The 17358-nt window shown below is 63.7% G+C and carries 15 protein-coding genes; 10 read left to right on the top strand and 5 right to left on the bottom strand.

Going from position 1 to position 17358, the window contains the following annotated elements; translation table 11 throughout:
* Positions 1–188: 188 nt before the first annotated feature.
* The 10 genes from HBO11_RS02935 (at position 189) to HBO11_RS02890 (ending at position 11319) form a co-directional block, all read left to right on the top strand.
* The gene (locus tag HBO11_RS02935; RefSeq protein ID WP_057441603.1) at positions 189–956 is read left to right on the top strand and encodes an FCD domain-containing protein; all 768 of its coding nucleotides are present in this window, start codon (positions 189–191) and stop codon (positions 954–956) included.
* 208 nt (positions 957–1164) lie between these two features.
* A complete protein-coding gene (locus HBO11_RS02930) occupies positions 1165–2367 on the top strand; it encodes an ABC transporter substrate-binding protein (protein WP_169956852.1) in 1203 nt (400 codons plus the stop codon).
* A 68-nt stretch (positions 2368–2435) separates the two neighbouring features.
* Positions 2436–3296, top strand: coding sequence for a branched-chain amino acid ABC transporter permease (locus HBO11_RS02925; protein WP_169956854.1), 861 nt, complete (start codon positions 2436–2438; stop codon positions 3294–3296).
* 1 nt (position 3297) lies between these two features.
* A complete protein-coding gene (locus tag HBO11_RS02920) occupies positions 3298–4308 on the top strand; it encodes a branched-chain amino acid ABC transporter permease (RefSeq protein WP_169956855.1) in 1011 nt (336 codons plus the stop codon).
* On the top strand, positions 4305–5054 hold the full coding sequence (locus HBO11_RS02915; RefSeq protein WP_169956856.1) for an ABC transporter ATP-binding protein: 750 nt from the start codon (positions 4305–4307) through the stop codon (positions 5052–5054). The genes HBO11_RS02920 and HBO11_RS02915 overlap by 4 nt, the downstream gene beginning before the upstream one ends.
* Positions 5054–5749, top strand: a complete 696-nt coding sequence (locus HBO11_RS02910) for an ABC transporter ATP-binding protein (RefSeq protein ID WP_169956857.1) — start codon at positions 5054–5056, stop codon at positions 5747–5749. The genes HBO11_RS02915 and HBO11_RS02910 overlap by 1 nt, the downstream gene beginning before the upstream one ends.
* Positions 5750–5762: 13 nt before the next feature.
* On the top strand, positions 5763–7034 hold the full coding sequence (locus HBO11_RS02905; RefSeq protein ID WP_169956858.1) for a Zn-dependent hydrolase: 1272 nt from the start codon (positions 5763–5765) through the stop codon (positions 7032–7034).
* Complete coding sequence (locus HBO11_RS02900) at positions 7031–8434, top strand: amidase (protein ID WP_169956859.1); 1404 nt, start codon at positions 7031–7033, stop codon at positions 8432–8434. The genes HBO11_RS02905 and HBO11_RS02900 overlap by 4 nt, the downstream gene beginning before the upstream one ends.
* A 966-nt stretch (positions 8435–9400) precedes the next feature.
* Positions 9401–10264, top strand: coding sequence for a LysR family transcriptional regulator (locus HBO11_RS02895; protein WP_169956860.1), 864 nt, complete (start codon positions 9401–9403; stop codon positions 10262–10264).
* A gap of 50 nt (positions 10265–10314) precedes the next feature.
* Complete coding sequence (locus HBO11_RS02890) at positions 10315–11319, top strand: LacI family DNA-binding transcriptional regulator (protein WP_169956861.1); 1005 nt, start codon at positions 10315–10317, stop codon at positions 11317–11319.
* Here HBO11_RS02890 and HBO11_RS02885 read toward each other — a convergent pair.
* From HBO11_RS02885 to HBO11_RS02865, 5 genes are all read right to left on the bottom strand, one after another.
* Positions 11316–12041: an SDR family oxidoreductase gene (locus HBO11_RS02885; RefSeq protein WP_169956862.1), complete on the bottom strand. Its 726-nt coding sequence runs from the start codon at positions 12039–12041 to the stop codon at positions 11316–11318. The genes HBO11_RS02890 and HBO11_RS02885 overlap by 4 nt on opposite strands.
* A gap of 137 nt (positions 12042–12178) precedes the next feature.
* Positions 12179–13711, bottom strand: coding sequence for an FGGY-family carbohydrate kinase (locus HBO11_RS02880; protein WP_169956884.1), 1533 nt, complete (start codon positions 13709–13711; stop codon positions 12179–12181).
* A 2-nt stretch (positions 13712–13713) separates the two neighbouring features.
* Positions 13714–14793, bottom strand: coding sequence for an alcohol dehydrogenase catalytic domain-containing protein (locus HBO11_RS02875; protein ID WP_169956863.1), 1080 nt, complete (start codon positions 14791–14793; stop codon positions 13714–13716).
* 73 nt (positions 14794–14866) lie between these two features.
* Positions 14867–15859 (bottom strand): ribose ABC transporter permease, encoded by a 993-nt coding sequence (locus HBO11_RS02870; RefSeq protein ID WP_169956864.1) that lies wholly within the window; start codon positions 15857–15859, stop codon positions 14867–14869.
* Complete coding sequence (locus tag HBO11_RS02865) at positions 15825–17333, bottom strand: sugar ABC transporter ATP-binding protein (RefSeq protein ID WP_169956865.1); 1509 nt, start codon at positions 17331–17333, stop codon at positions 15825–15827. Before HBO11_RS02865 ends, HBO11_RS02870 begins: the two co-directional genes overlap by 35 nt.
* Positions 17334–17358: the final 25 nt, after the last annotated feature.

Raw genomic sequence — 17358 nt, 5'->3', positions numbered from 1 at the left:
GGCAATATTTTCTCAGTTGATAAACCGCTATCGCAGGCAAGCCAGCTCCCACAGTTGATTTGAGTTGGCCTGCTAGTCCAAAGGTGGTTTACGACCTGTTTTACCTGAAAACGACCCCCGCCGTTGACGCCCCGTCCCAACCCCTATTAAGTGCTATTTATCCGCATTAATACGATAAATAGAAAACCATGCTCAGCCGCCCCCTGCGACGCAAACGCCAGAAGCTTTCCGATGTGATTGTCGAGTCGGTCAAGCGCTCGATCGTCACCGATGCCTTGAAGCCCGGCGACCGCTTGCCCACCGAGCGCGAGCTGATGGAGAGCTTCCAGTGCTCCAAGGGCTCGGCCCGCGAAGCGCTCAAGGCCCTGGAGGTCGAAGGCCTGGTCAGCACCCGCACCGGCCCAACCGGTGGCGCGTACCTGAACCAGGCCGGCACGGAGCCGGCCAGCCGTGCCTTGCGCAACTACCTGCACTTCCAGCACCTGGATGGCGAGCAGGTGTACCAGTTGCGCAAAGTGATCGAGGTGGAGCTGGCCGTGTCGGTGCTGGGGCGCCTGAGCGAAGACGACTATCGCGCCCTGCAAGACAACGTGGACTTTTGCAGCGCCCCGGAAGACAGCGAAGCCGGCCAGCGTGAGCAACGCCTGGCGGAACTGGAGTTCCACAATTTGCTGGCCAGGGCCTGCCCCAACCCGCTGCTGAGTTTCATGGCGCAGTTCCTCAACGACCTGCTGCGCGACCTGGTGGTGCTGAAAAAGGCCTACAAGCCCAAGCGCAAGCAGTTCGACGCGGCCAACCTGGACTATCACAAGCAACTGTTGAGCGCGTTTCGTGCCAACGATGAAGCGGCCGTGCGCAGCCTGATGCATGAACACATGTGCGACGCCGAACACCACATGACCGCGCTGGAAGGCCAGGTCAGCCCGCATTTTTTGCTGGAGTTCGACCACTCCTGAACACACCACAAATCCCTGTAGGAGCTGGCTTGCCTGCGATAGCGGTCGGTCAGGCAAATTTTCTCAACTGATCAACCGCTATCGCAGGCAAGCCAGCTCCTACAGTTTCAACCGTGTTTGACTTCAATAAAAAAGGCCTGCCCACAGGCCGTGCTCCACCGTATCGCCATTGCCACTCCTGCCAATAACTAAACCAGGGAGTCACCCCATGCAGCGTCGTACGTTGTTGAAAGCCAGCCTCACCGCCGCCGCCGCGCTCAGCCTTCCGCTGAGCGTGCGCGGGGCATTCGCCGCCGAACCGTTTACCTTTTACGGCCTCAAGTCCATGTCTGGCGCCTTTGCCAGCTATGGCAAGTTTGCCGACATGGGTTCACGCCTGGCCGTGGCGCAGTACCCCGAGCTCCTCGGGCGCCCACTGAACTACAAGGTGATCGACACCGAAGGCAACGCCGGCAAGGCGGTGCGCAAGGTCCAGGAGGCGATTGGCCAGGACGGCGCGCGGTTCTTCCAGGGCTGCACCCTGTCGTCCTCGGCGCTGGCGGTGGCCAAGGAAGTCGATAAGGTTGGCGGGGTGTTCATGACCCCGGTAGGCGCCGATGAAGTCACCGGCAAGGACTGCAACGGCGCGACCTTCCGCTGGTCGGTGCCCACCTATGGCGCGATCCGCGAAACCCTGGTGCCGCTGATCAAGCTGCTGCCCGAGGCCAAGCGCTGGTACACCATCACCCCCCAATACGTGTTCGGCGAAGCCTTGCTCGAAGGCGCCAAGAGCGTGCTGGCCGAAAGCGGCCTGGAGCACGTGGGCAACAGCTATCACTCATTGCAGGAACAGGAATTTTCCGGCTACCTGACCAACGCCATCGCCGCCCGCCCCGATGTGCTGGTGTTGCTGAATTTCGGCAGCCAGTCCTCCAACACCCTGCGCCAGGCCGTCAACTTCGGTATCAAGGAGCGCATGAAAGTGCTGCTGGTGTGGTCCGCAGGACTCGATCAGTTCCAGGAACTGGGCAGCGATGTGCTCGAAGGCGTGTACCTCGGCGCGCAGTACTGGCACCAGGTCGACACCCCGCTCAACCGCGAACTGGTCAAGCTGACCCAGGCCAAGTACGGGATCAACCCCACCTACCCGCTGGCCGCCGACTACATCAGCACCAAGGTCATGCTCGACACCATCAAGGCCACCGGCAGCTTCGACGGCCCCACCGTGGCCAAGGCCATGCAGGGCCTGAGCTACGACGGCCCGACCGGCAAGGAAACGATCCGCGCCGGCGACCACCAGGTGATCAAGGATTACTACCTGCTGGTGGGCAAGGCCACGGGCGACATGGCCGACAAGGATGACCTGGCCAAAGTCCTCAGCGCCGGCCAGTCGTTCCCACCGGTAGAAGCCACGGGCTGCAAGCTCGGCTGATCCGCCCACTTTCACCGGTAACACACGACAGGGCCGTTGACCGCGGCCGCCTGTTGGAGGATTCCTGCATGCTCAATCTTTACCTGTTCCAGATTCTCAACGGCCTGGGCCTGGGGATGATCTACTTTCTGATTGCGGTCGGGCTGACGATCATTTTCGGCCTGTTGAACTTCGTCAACTTCGCCCACGGCGCGTTCTTTTTGCTGGGCGCGTACATCTGCTACACCGTCGTCAGCCTCACCGAAAGCTTCTGGCTGGCCCTGCTGATCGCGCCGCTGGTGGTGGCCGCACTGGCGTGGCTGATCGAGCGATTATTGATCCAGCGCATCTACCACCTGCCGCACATGTTCCAGATCCTCGTGACCCTGGGCATTGCGTTGATCATCCAGGAAGCCAGCGTGATGATCTGGGGCCCGGTGGGCAAGAGCGTCGCCGTGCCGGAACTGCTGCGCGGGGTACTGGTGGTCGGCGACTTCGTGTACCCCTACTACCGCCTGTTTTTGATTGTGTTCTCGGGGCTGGTGGGCCTGGGCCTGTGGCTGCTGCTGGAGCGCACGCGCTTTGGCGCCCTGGTGCGGGCCGGCAGTGAAAGCACCGAGACGGTATCCCTGCTTGGCACCAATATTTTCCGCCTGTTCTCCATGACCTTCGCCCTTGGCGTGGCCCTGGCCGGGATCGCCGGGGTGCTGTTTGCCCCGTTGCGCGGTGCCCAGCCCTTTGTCGGCCCGGAGATCCTCGGCATCGCCTTCGTGGTGGTGGTGATCGGCGGCATGGGTTCGTTCGGCGGCGCCCTGGTGGGCGGCCTGCTGGTGGGCGTGGTGCAGAGCCTGATGACCACCCTGTGGCCCCAAGGCGCGAGCCTGATGATCTACGGCGCCATGGCCGTGGTGATTCTGGTACGCCCTTATGGCCTGTTCGGGAGAGCTTGAGATGAGTGAGAAAAACCCCCTGCCGTTCGCCAAGACCCAATCCAGGGCCATGTTGCTGTGGGTGCTGGCGGTGTTGATCGGCCTGCCGTTGATCCTGCCCTCGGCGACCCTGGCCACCGAGATCCTGATCTTTGCCCTCGCCGCCCTGGCCTGCAACCTGTTGCTGGGCTACACCGGGCTGCTGTCGTTCGGCCAAGGCATCTTCTTCGGCGCCGGTGCCTATTGCGCCGCCTTGCTGATGATCCACCTGCAACTGGGCCTGTTCAGCGCGCTGCTCGGCGCGGCCCTGGTCGGCGGGTTCCTGGCCTTCCTGGTGGGCGCCCTGGCGATCCGCCGCACCGGCATCTACTTCGTGATGCTGACCTTGGCCTTCAGCCAGATGGCCTACTTCCTGGCCTACACCCTGAGCGACTGGACCGGCGGCGACAACGGCCTGCTCAGTGTGCCACGCCCGGAAATCCGCATCGGTGACACGGTGCTGCTGTCCCTGGCCGACGCCCGGGTGTTCTATGGCTTTGTCGCGGTGCTGTTCCTGCTGATCTTTATCGGCGCACGCCGGGTCATCGCGTCACCGTTCGGCAGCACGCTGATGGCGATCCGCGAAAACGAAACCCGCGCCTCGGCCATCGGCTACGACACGCGCCACTTCAAGATCCTGGTGTTTGTGCTGTCTGGCGCGGTCACCGGGATTGCCGGGGCGCTGTACGCCATGCTCCTGCACTTTGTGCCGCTGTCCAATATCGACCTGGTGATGTCGGAGAACATCCTGATCATGACCATCGTCGGCGGCACCGGCTCGCTGTTCGGCTCATTGCTGGGCGCCGGCTCCATTGTGCTGCTGGGGGACTTTCTCTCCGACCTGTGGCCACGCTGGCTGATGCTGCTGGGGGTGATCCTGATCCTGGTGGTGATCTTTATGCGCGGAGGCTTGTGGGGCGGCCTGTCGGCGCTGTTCGAACGTGTGCGTGGCAGCCGCAAGGCCGCCGCCGTGACCAAGGAGGAGCTGCTATGAGCATCCTGTTGGAAACCAAAGACCTGGAACTGGCCTACGGCGCCTTCCATGCCGTCAACGGCGTCAATCTCAAGGTCGAGGCCGGTACCATCCACACCATCATCGGCCCCAACGGTGCCGGCAAGACCAGCCTGTTTCACTGCCTGACCGGCGAGCGCCAGGCCACCGCAGGCGCAATCCACTTCGACGGCCAGAACCTGATGCGCAAACCGGCCCACGGCCGTGTGGGCCTGGGCATGGCCCGTTCGTTCCAGCTCACCAGCCTGTTCCAGAACCTCAGCGTGCGCGAAAACCTGCGCCTGGCCGCCCAGGGCCGTGACGGCGCACGGGCCCTGAACTTCTGGCGGCGGGTGGATAGCCAGCGCGAACACCTGGAGATGGCCGACCAGGTCCTGGAGCGCCTGCAACTCACCGCCCGCGCCGAGACCCTGGCCGGTGAACTGTCCCACGGCCAGCAACGGGTGCTGGAGGTGGGCATGTCGATCTGCTCCAAGCCCAAGCTGTTGATGCTCGACGAGCCCACTTCGGGCATGGGCATCGACGACATCCCGATCATGACCCAACTGATCAGCGACCTGGGCCGTGACCATACGGTGCTGCTGATCGAGCACAACATGAGCATCGTCATGTCCATCAGCCAACGCATCACGGTGATGAGCCACGGGCAGATCCTGGTCGAAGGCACACCGGAATTCGTGCGCGCCGACGAACGCGTACGCACTGCTTACCTGGGAGAGGCCGCCTGATGCTGACCGTCGACAATATCCATTCCTACTACGACAAGAGCCACGTCCTGGAGGGCGTGTCCCTGACCGTCAACCCCGGCGAACTGGTGACCCTGCTCGGCCGTAACGGCGCCGGCAAGACCACCACCCTGCGCAGCATCCTGGGGATTATCTGCCCGCGCCAGGGGCAGATTCACTTCAACGGCAAACCGCTGGTGGGGCAGAAAATCTTTGAAATTGCCCGCCAGGGATTAGCGCTGGTGCCGGAGAACCGCGGGATCTTCCGCCTGCTCACGGTGGAAGAAAACCTGCGCATCGCCGTGCGCAAGACCAGCCGTTGGCAAATGGAGGACGTGTACGCGATGTTCCCGCGCCTCAAGGAGCGGCGCAAAAACGCCGGCCATGCGTTGTCCGGGGGCGAACAACAGATGCTGGCCATCGCCCGCGCCCTGCTCAACGATCCCAAGCTGCTGATCCTCGACGAACCCACCGAAGGCCTGGCCCCGGTGATCGTCGACGAACTGGTGAAGATCCTGCGCAAGATCAAGGAGGACGGCCTGCCGGTGTTGCTGGTGGAGCAGAACCTGTTGGTCTGCGACAAGCTTGCCGACCGCCACTACGTGCTCGAACAGGGCCGCGTGGTCTACGAAGGCAGCGCCGAGGCCTTTCGCGCCGACCCGACGATCAAGAACCGCTACCTGGCCCTGAGTGCCTGACCGGAGACTGCTGATGAATAGTTTTGCGCAACCGCTCAAGAGCAACGCCCCGCTGATCAACCGCGACCGCCTGTGGCAGTCGCTGATGGACCTGGCCCAACTCGGCGCCACGGCCAAGGGCGGCGTGTGCCGCCTGGCCCTGACCGACCTCGACCGCCAGGCCCGCGACCTGTTTGTGCAGTGGTGTACGGCGGCCGGGTGCAGCGTCACTGTGGATGCGATCGGCAATATTTTTGCCCGCCGCGCCGGACTTAACCCGGACCTGCCACCGGTGATGACCGGCAGCCATATCGACACCCAGCCCACCGGCGGCAAGTTCGACGGCTGCTATGGGGTGATGGCCGGCCTGGAAGTGATCCGCACCCTGAATGACTTGCAGATCCAGACCCAAGCGCCGATTGAAGTGGTGGTGTGGACCAACGAAGAAGGCTCGCGCTTCCCGCCGTGCATGATGGGTTCGGGAGTGTTTGCCGGCAAATTCGACCTGCAGGAGACCCTCGACAAACAGGACGAGCAAGGCCTGTCGGTGGGCGCCGAGTTGCAGCGCATTGGCTACGCCGGCCCGCGCGCGGTACTCGGGCACCCGGTGGGCGCCTATTTCGAGGCGCATATCGAGCAGGGCCCGGTGCTGGAAGATCAGGCCATCACCCTTGGCGTGGTCATGGGCTGCCTGGGCCAGAAGTGGTTCGACCTGACGTTCACCGGCGTCGAGGCCCACGCCGGCCCCACGCCCATGCGCCTGCGCAAGGATGCTTTGGTGGGTGCCGCGCAGGTGGTCAGCGCGGTCAACCGCATTGCCCATCAACAGCAACCTCACGCCTGCGGCACCGTCGGCTGCCTGACCCTGCATCCGGGCTCGCGCAACGTGATCCCAGGCCAAGTGCAGATGACCATCGACCTGCGCCACCTGCATGCCGACAAGCTGCAGGCCATGGTCGATGAAGTGCGCCAGGTGATCGAGGCCACAGCCCAGCAGCATGGCTTGAGCTATGAACTGACGCCCACCGCCGACTTCCCGCCGCTGGACTTTCATCCCACCTGCGTCAACGCCGTGCGCGATGCCGCCCAGGTGCTGGGCCTGAGCCACATGGACATTGTCAGCGGCGCCGGGCACGACGCAATTTTTGTCGCTGAACTGGGCCCGGCCGGGATGATTTTTGTGCCGTGCGAAGGCGGCATCAGCCACAACGAAATCGAAAATGCCGCGCCGGATGATTTGGCCGCCGGCTGCGCGGTCTTGCTGCGGGCCATGGTCAATGCAGCCCAGGGAGGTCCCGCAGCATGACTGATATCGCCAACCTGACGGCCGTGCAACTGCTGGCACGCTACCGCGATAAAAGCCTGTCGCCGGTGGAAGTGACCGAAGACACGTTGCTGCGTATCGAGCGCTACAACCCGGTGGTCAACGCGTACTGCCACGTCGACCCCGAAGGCGCCTTGAACGCCGCGCGAGCCTCGGAACAGCGCTGGTTCAAGGGCCAACCCTGCGGTGCGCTGGACGGGGTGCCGGCGTCGATCAAGGATTTGACCCTGACGGCCGGCATGCCCACGCGCAAGGGCTCACGCACCTCATCCGCCACCGGGCCGTGGGACGTCGATGCGCCTTTTTCGGCGTTTATGCGCAAGGCCGGTGCAGTGTTGCTGGGCAAGACCACCACCCCGGAATTCGGCTGGAAAGGCGTGACCGACAACCCGCTGTACGGCATCACCCGCAACCCCTGGGACACGCGCACCACGGCCGGTGGTTCGTCCGGCGGCGCGGGCGCGGCGGCGGCGCTGAACCTTGGCGTGTTGCACCAGGGCAGCGATGCCGGCGGCTCGATCCGCATTCCCTGCGCCTTTACCGGCACCTTCGGCATCAAGCCGACCTTTGGCTACGTGCCGCAATGGCCGGCCAGCTCGATGACGATCCTCTCGCACCTGGGACCGATGACCCGCACCGTGGAAGATGCCGTGCTGATGCTACAAACCGTGGCCCAACCGGATGCCCGGGACGGCCTGATCGGCGCGCCGCGCAACACGCCATGGCTCACGCCGGGCACGGACCTCAAGGGCCTGCGCATCGCCTACAGCCCTGATTTTGGCTACGTGGACGTCGACCCGCAGGTGGCCAAGGTGGTCGTGCAGGCAGTCGCGGGCCTGGTGCAACTGGGGGCGCATGTGGAACAGATCGACCCGGGGTTCAGCGACCCGCTGGAGGTGTTCAACACCCTGTGGTTCGCCGGCGCGGCGCGCCTGACCGGGCAGTTGAGCGGCGCCCAGTGCGATCTGCTCGACCCCGGCCTGCTGCGCATTGCGCAACAGGGCGAACGCCTCAGCCTGGGCGACTTCAACGCGGCCCTGGAAGCCCGGGCGGCATTGGTGGCGCGCATGGCGGCGTTCCATGAGCACTACGACCTACTGGTCTCGCCGATGCTGCCGATCACCGCTTTTGACGCCGGGCATAACGTGCCACCGGGCTCTGGGCTGGGCGAATGGATGGAGTGGACGCCGTTCAGCTATCCGTTCAACCTCACCCAGCAACCGGCGGCCTCGGTGCCGTGCGGGTTGGCGGCCAATGGATTGCCGGTGGGCTTGCATGTGGTGGGTGCGCGGTTTGCCGATGAGCAGGTGTTGCGGGTGTGCCAGGTATACGCCCAGGCATTCCCGACCCAGCACTTGCAGGCGCCGAAAGACTTGGGCTGACTCCCAAGCAAATGGGGGGGCTGGCTTGGCTGCGATGCGCATGGGTATCTACACAATTTTTTGATGGTTCTTGGGGTTGTGTACATATCCGTTGCTGCGGTCACGGCCACTTAGGGTTCCGCCCTTACAGCGGCTCACTTTTGAAAAGCGCGAAAGTAACCAAAGCGCTCTTGCCCCACCACTCGGTGCCTCGCCTAGGCTCGGCATGCCCGCAGTCAGGCATTGCTCTGTGGGCCCGCCGCGATCGGCCATCCATGGCCGTGTCGCGGCTACCCCGGCATCCTGCCGGGGTGCCCACTGCGCAATACCTGCCTGCGGCCATCGTGGTTTGACGGGGCGCCTGAGATCAAAAGCCAGATCAAAAGCAGGGCAACAGCAAAGCCAGAGCGCGAAGCTGCATTCCCCTGTAGGAGCGGGCTTGCCTGCGATGGCGGTGTATCAGTCGATGAATCTGTTGGCAGACCTGCCGTCATCGCGGGCAAGCCCGCTCCTACAGGGGTACGTGCACGCTTCGATAACCAGGTCGGCTGTCAGGCCGCCTCGCTTTGCTTGTGATTTTGATCTTAAGCGCCCCGTTAAACCACGCTGGCCGTCATCCGATATTGATTTGGGGGGTAACCCGGCAGGACGCCGGGTTAGCCGCGCTGGGCCAGGGATGGCCCATCGCGGCGGCCCCCCAAATCAATGTCGGATGACGGGCACACCGAGCCTAGGCGAGGTGCCGAGTGGTGGGGCAAGAGCCCTTTGCTTACTTTGGGGCTTTTCCAAAGTGAGCCGCCGTAAGGGCGGAACCCTAAGTGGCCATGACCGCAGCAACGGATATGTACACATACTCAGAAGAACGAGTTGTCTGGATCCCCATACGCATCGCAGCCAAGCCAAGCCAGCTCCCACATTGAAGCGCATTTCACAGACTGATCTGCGATTGTCACACTACAATGCCCCTCCACCCCCTCCGGAGCCGACATGGACATCGAACTGGCACGCACTTTCCTCGAAATCACCCGCTGCGGTAGCCTGGCCGCAGCCGCCGAGAAGCTGCACGTCACCCAGACCGCCATCACCGCTCGCGTGCAAAAGCTCGAAAGCCAGCTCGACAGCACCCTGTTTGTGCGCAACCGCGCCGGGGCGCGGTTGACGGCCGATGGCGAGGCGTTTGTGGTGTATGCCAATCAACTGGTGCAAACCTGGGAAGCGGCGCGCCGTGACCTGCCGTTGCCCGAGGGTTATCGCAATGTGTTGCATATCGGCGGCGAAGTCAGCCTGTGCAACCCGTTGATGCTCGGTTGGGCCAAGGCCCTGCGCGAACACATCCCCAGCCATGCGCTGCGCACCGAAGTGCGTGACGGTGAATACCTGTTGCGCCAGCTGGAGTTGGGCGTGCTGGACGCCGCGCTGGTGTTCCAGCCGCAGTACTGGCCGGGGTTGCAGGTGGAGCAGGTGCTGGAGGAAAAACTGATCCTGGTGCGCCTGGCCAGCCGTCCCGATCCCTATGTGTATATCGACTGGGGCCCGGGCTTTCGCCAGCAACACGACGCCGCCCTGCCGGACAAGGCCCGCGCCGCCGTGAGTTTCAACCTCGGGCCGCTGGCCTTGCAGTACATCCTGGAAAATGGCGGCAGCGGTTATTTCCGCACGCGGGTGGTGCAGAGTTACCTTGAAAGCGGAGTGATGGAACGCGTGCCCAAGGCCCCGGAGTTCAGTTTCCCGACTTACCTTGTGTACTCGCGCGAGCGTGATTCGGCGATCCTGCAACAGGCCCTGGTGCTGCTGCGCGGGGTGGTCAAGGCCGAGAGCGATTGGTCACAGCGTTGGGATCCGGTGCTTTGAACCGGTGCCCATGTTAGCCTCCTGATGTTTTCTCCTGGTCCCACCTGCCGATGAACAAGAAAAAATCCGTCACCATCAGCGACATCGCCAAACGGGTCAACATGACCACCATCACGGTGTCGCGGGCGTTGAGCAAACCTGACCTGGTCAAGCCCGCCACCCTGGCGCGGATCCTTGAGGTGGCGCGTGAGCTGGACTACGTGCCCAACGCCTTCGCCCGCGGGCTCAAGCGCAGCGAAAGCCTGATCATCGGCGTGATCACCGCGTCAGTGGACAACCCGTTCTACAGCGAAATGATCAAGGCGATTTCCCGCGAGGCGAAAAAGCACGGCTACACCATCATGCTGGTGGACACCGACGAGCTGGAGGAATTGGAAAGCAAGGCCGTGGACACCCTGCTCGGTTATCGCGTGGCGGGGATCATCCTCTCGCCGGTCTCCGACGAGCCCGACTACCAGCCCGATTACCTGGAGCGCCTGGGCAACGGCAAGACCCCGGTGGTGCTGCTCGACCGCACGATCCACGACAGCCCGTTCAGCCGCGTGGTGCTGGACAACTACCACAGCGGGATCGAGGCCGCGCAGTACCTGTTGCGCCACAACCCCGCGCTCAAGCGCCTGCTGGTGCTGACCGGGCCCGAGCATTCGCGCATCACCGTAGAGCGCCTCAAGGGCCTGCGCGAAGTGCTCGCCGAGCATCCCCAGGTGCAGGTCCAAGTGTGCGCCGGCGACTACACCTTGATGCCCTCCTACCTGCACACCCTCGACTACCTGGCCGCCCACTGCGCACCGGATGCGATCATGGGCTTCAACCAGTTGATCACCCTGGGCGCCCTGCGCGCCTTGCGCATGCACAATATCCCCCACGACAGCCTGACCATCTGCGGCATCGACCGCCTGCCGTTTGCCGATATCTTCGGCGTGCCGATTGCCTGCGTGGCCCACGATGCGTCGCTGGCCGGCAGCAGTGCGGTGCGCCTGTTGCTCGACCGCCTGCAAGACCCGTACAAGCCACGGGACAAGGTAGTGATCGCCGGCAAACTGGAGAACGGCTAGCGGCTGGTATAGCCGCCGTCGATGGGCAGGCTGACCCCGCTGATCATGCTCGCCGCCTCGCTCAACAGGAACAGCACCGGCAACGCCACTTCGTGCGGCTGGGCGAAGCGTCCCAAGGGTATCGCCGCGAGCGCCGGGTCGCGCTTGGCCGGGTCGGCCCAGGCCTGTTGCGCCATGGGCGTGAGGGTCACGGTGGGGTTGACGCTGTTGACCCGGATCCCGAAACGCCCCCATTCGGCACATTGCACACGGGTGATCGCATCCAGCGCGGCCTTGGACGCGCAATAGCCCAGATGATCGTCCAGCGCCACCAGCGAGGCCTGGCTGGAGACGTTGACGATACTGCCGGCGATGCCTGCCGCGATCATCGCCGCCGCCACCCGGCTGGCGACTTGCGCGGCGGCGCGGGCGTTGACGTTCATCACGTGGTCGAAGGCGGCGCTGCTGATCGCCGCTGCCGGCTCCAGGCGCGAGATCCCGGCGCAATTGACCAGGCCGTGCATCGGCGGCAGGTCCTTGAGGGCCAGGTCCAGGGCGGCGCTGTTGGCGATGTCCAGGCACAGGGTTTCACAGCCCAATAGGGACAGGGCCTGGGCGTCACGGCCGATGGCGCAGACCTGGGCGCCGCTGGCGATCAGTTGCAGGGCGATTTCCCGGCCAATGCCGCTGGTGGCGCCGGTGACGAGGATGCGTTGGTGGGTGAAATCGAAGGTGGTGGTCATCAATGAATATCCCAAAGCAATAGAGAGCCCATGTGGGAGCTGGCTTGCCGGCGATGGCGGCGTGTGCGCCAACACATTGGTGACCGATACACCGCTATCGCAGGCAAGCCAGCTCTCACATTTTGGTCCGTGTTCACTTAACTCGTTTGCAGGCTGTGCATCACCGGCTTGAGTGCCGGATACAGCTTCAGGTAGTCGGCAAACGCCCGGTCATACGCCTGTACATTCTCAGCCCCAGGCTCAGCCCGCAGCTCCAACTGCACCCACCCCTGCGCCATCTGCCCCTCGTCCACCAACCCCACCGCATGCGCCGCCAACAACGCCGCGCCCAGCGCCGCCTCCACTTCCTGGACGATGGTGTACACCGGGTAACGGGTGACATCCGCGATAATCTGCATCCACAAATCCGAATGGCTCGCGCCACCCACCACGATCAGCCGAGGGTCCAGGGAGTGGGCGCCGCGCATGCCCGCCTCGATGTTGTGCCGCAGGGCAAAACTCACGCCTTCGAGCACCGCGCGGTACAGGTGGATGCGGCTGTGATACAGGTTCAGGCCAACAAAACTGCCGCTGGCCTGGTCATCCCACACCGGGCTGCGCTCACCCATCAGGTACGGCAAAAACAACAGCCCTTCACTGCCCGCCGGGATCTGGCGCGCGCTCTGTTCCAGCAGCCACAGGCTGTCCTGGCCGGTGTCCCGCGCCTGTTGCTCCTCGGCCTGGCAGAACTGCTCGCGAAACCAGCTCACCGAGGCCCCGGCGGTAATCGCGCCGCCAAAGATGTACAGGTCCTGCTGGCCGTTGTAGACATGGGGCATGCTCACCAGGCCATGCCGGGCATCCACCTGCTGGTTGAGGTAGCCCCAGCACATGCTGGTGCCGATCATCGCCACGTGGTTGCCCGGCTGGGTGACACCGGCCGCCAGGGTCGCCATGGCCGCATCGACGCCCCCGGCCAGCACCGGCATGCCCGCCGCCAGGCCCAGGCGTTGTGCCCATTCCGGCAGCAGGCCGCCCACCACTTCGCCCGAATACAGCAAGCGCTCGGGCATCATCGCCAGCGGGATATCCAACGCCGCCAGCATCTCGGCCGACCAGCCGCGCGCGGCCACATCGTAGACCCCACCGATATTGCCGGCGCTGCTGTGATCCACCGCCACCTCACCGGTCAGGCAGTAATTGATGTAGCTGTTGGGCGGCAACAGGTAGCGGGTGTTGGCCCAGACCTCGGGCTGGTGCTGCTTGAGCCAGAGCATTTTGGTGAAACCGTAGTAGCTGTCCAGCGAGTTGCCGGTGACCGCGAACAGGCGCTCCAGGTCGACCTGCTCGCGCACCCAGGCCACCTGCTCGCCGGCGCGGCGGTCCATCCAGATCAGGCAGGGGTGCAACGGTTTCATGGCGCCATCCACGGCTATCCCCGAGCCGCCGTACAGGCTGCTGATGCACAGCGCCTTGACCTGTTCTTTGGCGACCCCGGACTTGCCCATGCACTCGGCCACACAGGCCTGCACCGCGTCCAGCCAGACCTGTGGCCATTGCTCGGCCCAGCGCACTTTTGGCGTGTCCACGCGATAGCCCTGGCTGTGCTGGGCGATGATCCGCCCCTCGCCATCCACTAACAGCGCCTTGGTGCTCTGGGTGCCAATGTCCACGCCAATCACGTATTTCATACTCATTGCCCCGGCTTGAGCAGCACCTTGATCGACTTCACCGAGTTGGCCAGGTCGAACGCTTCGGCCCAGTTATCCAGGGGGAAGTCATGGGTGACGATGCCCTTGGACGTCACCAGGCCACGCTCGAACAGGTCGATGGCCACCGGGTAGCAATACGGCCCCAGGTGCGCGCCGCGTACGTCCAGTTCCTTGCGGTCGCCAATGATTGACCAGTCGGCACTGGTCTCGGCGCCGAACACGCTGAACTCGACAAAACGCCCCAGCTTGCGAATCAACTCCAGGCCCTGGGTCACGCCGGCCGGCACGCCGGTGGTCTCGATATACACGTCGCAGCCGTAGTTGTCGGTCAGGCCATTGATGATCGCGCGGGCGTCGTCCCGGGCGGGGTTGATCACTACATCGGCGCCGTATTTTTTCGCCAACGCCAGGCGTTCGTCGACCATGTCGATCACCACCAGTTTTTTCGGGGTCTTCAGCGCGGCCACCTGCACCATGCACAGGCCCAGGGTACCGGCGCCGGCAATCACCACCACGTCATCGAGTTGCAGGTCGCCACGGTTGACCGTATGGATCGCGCAGGCCATGGGCTCGATCAACGCCGAATCCTCCAGGGACACCGCCTCGGGAATCTTGTGCACGATGGCGGTCTTGGGGATGCGCATGTACTGGGCCATGCCGCCTTCGGCCACTTCGCGCTGGAAGCCGAAGATGTTGTGCACCTCGCACATCCAGTACTTGCCGGACTTGCAGAAGCGGCACTTGCCACAGGGCACGATCTGCTCGGCGATCACCTTGTCGCCGACCTTGACCTCGAAGTGTTCCTCGGCGCCCTCGCCCACTTGCTCCACATAGCCGAAAAACTCATGCCCCGGCACCACCGGCGCCTTGACCCACGGGTTGTCGCCGCCCCAGAACATCGCCGCGCCCGAGTGGCATTTGCAGTCACTGGCGCAGATCCCGCAGGCGGCAATGCGGATCACCAGTTCATTGGGCCGCGCCTGGGGTTTGCTGATGCGCTCCAGGCGGTAGTCTTTGGGGCCGTGGCAGACGACGGCTTGCATTTGGCTGTGCTTATCCATGAGGTACTGACCTTTATTGAAGATGAGAGAGCCCGTCGCGGCCACGGCGGCCGCGTTGAGGTACTGCGTTTTTTTACTTGTGGCGCTGACGGCTGATAAAGATCGCCAGCAAAATAATTGCGCCCTTGATCACGCTCTGCACATAGGGCGAGACCCCGAGCATGTTCAGGCCATTGTTCAACACGCCCAGGAGCATGGCGCCAAGCAAGGTGCCGACAATCACCCCGCGCCCACCGGCAATCGAGGCACCGCCCAGGACCACCGCGGCAATCGCATCCAGCTCAAAACCGATGCCGGCGTTGGGCTGGCCGCTCATCAGGCGTGAGGTCAGCACCAGCCCGGCAATCGCTGCGGTCAAGCCGCTGATGCCATACACCAGCAATTTGAAACGCGCCGCACGCACCCCGGACAGGCGCACCGCTTCTTCATTGCCGCCAATGGCGTAGATGTAGCGACCGATGCGCGTGTGTTGCAGCAGCACATAGGCCACGAGGTAGGTGACCAGCATGATCAGGATCGGCACCTGGATCCCCAGCAGGCTGGCGCGACCAAAGAAGCCGAACCACTCCGGCAGCCCGGAAATCGGGTAGCCATCGGTGTACATCAGGCCAAAACCCCGGGCGATGCCCATGGTCGCCAGGGTGACGATGATCGGCGGCATATGCAGGTACGCCACGAACAGCCCGTTGCCGATACCAAACGCCACGCCAATCAGCAGCCCGGCGCCAATCGCCAGGCCCGGCGGCAGGCCCGCGACCATCAGCCCGGCGGTCAAGGTGCCGGACAAGGCCATCACCGGCCCCACCGACAAGTCGATGCCACCGGTGAGGATCACGCAAGTCATGCCCACCGCGATGATCGCGTTGATCGACACCTGGCGGGCGATGTTGGACAGGTTGCTGGCGGTGAGGAAGTTATCGCTGGCCACGATCATCACCGCCGTGACCAACAACAGCCCGATAAACGGATAAAACGCCGGCGAGCGCACCAGCCGCGCCAGGTTCGGGCGTAGCCCCTGGGTGCCTGCGCGGTTAATGGACGTATTCACTTGAGCCCCCTGTTGCATGGCGCATGACCTCTTGTGGGTTGACGGCAGACGCTTCCAGTACCTTGACGATGGCGCCCTTGTGGAACACGGCGACGCGGTCGCACATGCCGATGATTTCCGGCAGTTCGGAGGAAATCATGATGATTGCGTAGCCTTGCTCGGTGAGTTTGCGCATCAGCGCGTAGATCTGCGCCTTGGCGCCGACGTCGATGCCACGGGTGGGTTCGTCGAATACCAGCACGTCGCAGTGATGGTTGATCCAGCGCGCGATCACCACTTTTTGCTGGTTGCCGCCACTGAGGTTGAATACCCGGCTTTCGCCGCTCGGCGCCTTGATCGACAGCTGCTGCATCAGCTCATCGACACTGGCGCACTCCTTGCCCTTGTCGATCAGGCCGCTGGCGCCCTGGTACTTGTGCAGGTTGTTGATGGAGATGTTTTCACGAATGCTGAAATCGGTGATCAGGCCCTCGCTCTTGCGGCTTTCCGGCAACAGGCCGATCCCATGGGCCAGGGCCTGGGCCGGGTCGTCGAGGCTGACCTTTACCCCGCGCAGCCAGACGTCCTTGGTCACCGACGCCAGCGCGCCCATCATGCCCAGGGCCAGCTCGGTGCGGCCCGAGCCGACCAGCCCGGCAAAACCGAGGATCTCGCCCTGGTGCAGTTGGAAGCTATTGTGCGGGCCATTGCGCTTGAGCTGGATGTCCTTGACCTCCAGCAGCAATGGCCCGCGCTCGGTGCTGGGTTTGGCTGGGAAACTGCACTCCAGGCGCCGGCCGACCATCATTTCCACCAAGCGGTCGATGTCGCTGTCGGCCACGTCGGTGACGCCGGCATTGCCGCCGTCGCGCAACACGCTGATGCGGTCGCACACCTGGAAAATTTCTTCCAGGTGATGGGAGATGAAAATCACCGCCACACCCTGGCGCTTGAGTTCGCGCATGATCTCGAACAGCAGTTCGGCCTCGCTTGGCGTGAGGGTCGCGGTGGGTTCATCGAGCACCAGTAGCCGCGCATCCAGGGCCAGGGCCTTGGCGATCTCGACAAACTGCTGCTCGGCCACGCTCAGGTGCTTGACCGGGCATTGCAGGTCGATGCTCACCCCAAGCCGTTGGAACAGTGCCTGGGCGGCTTGCTGCATATCGCGCTTGCGCAGCAGGCCGAAGCGGTTGTTCAGTTCATGGCCGAGGAAGATGTTTTCTACCGCCGTGAGGTAGGGAATCAGGCTGAACTCCTGGAACACAATGCCGATGCCGGCGGCAATCGCATCACGATAGGTCGCGAACTGCTGCGCCTGGCCATCGATCAGGATGCGCCCTTCGTCCTGGTGCTCGACCCCGCCGAGGATTTTCATCAGGGTCGATTTACCCGCGCCATTTTCCCCGAGCAAGGCATGAATCTCGCCACGCTCCACTTGCAGGTTGATGGACTTGAGGGCCTGCACCCCGGGGTAGCGTTTACAGATGTTTTCCAGTTGCAAAAGACTGCTCATGCCGCCGACCTCTCGTTCAGAAGGG

The organism is Pseudomonas sp. WS 5010, from assembly GCF_012985565.1.
In the GTDB taxonomy this organism is placed as follows: Bacteria; Pseudomonadota; Gammaproteobacteria; order Pseudomonadales; family Pseudomonadaceae; genus Aquipseudomonas.
This window is presented reverse-complemented; position numbering and strand designations above follow the sequence as displayed.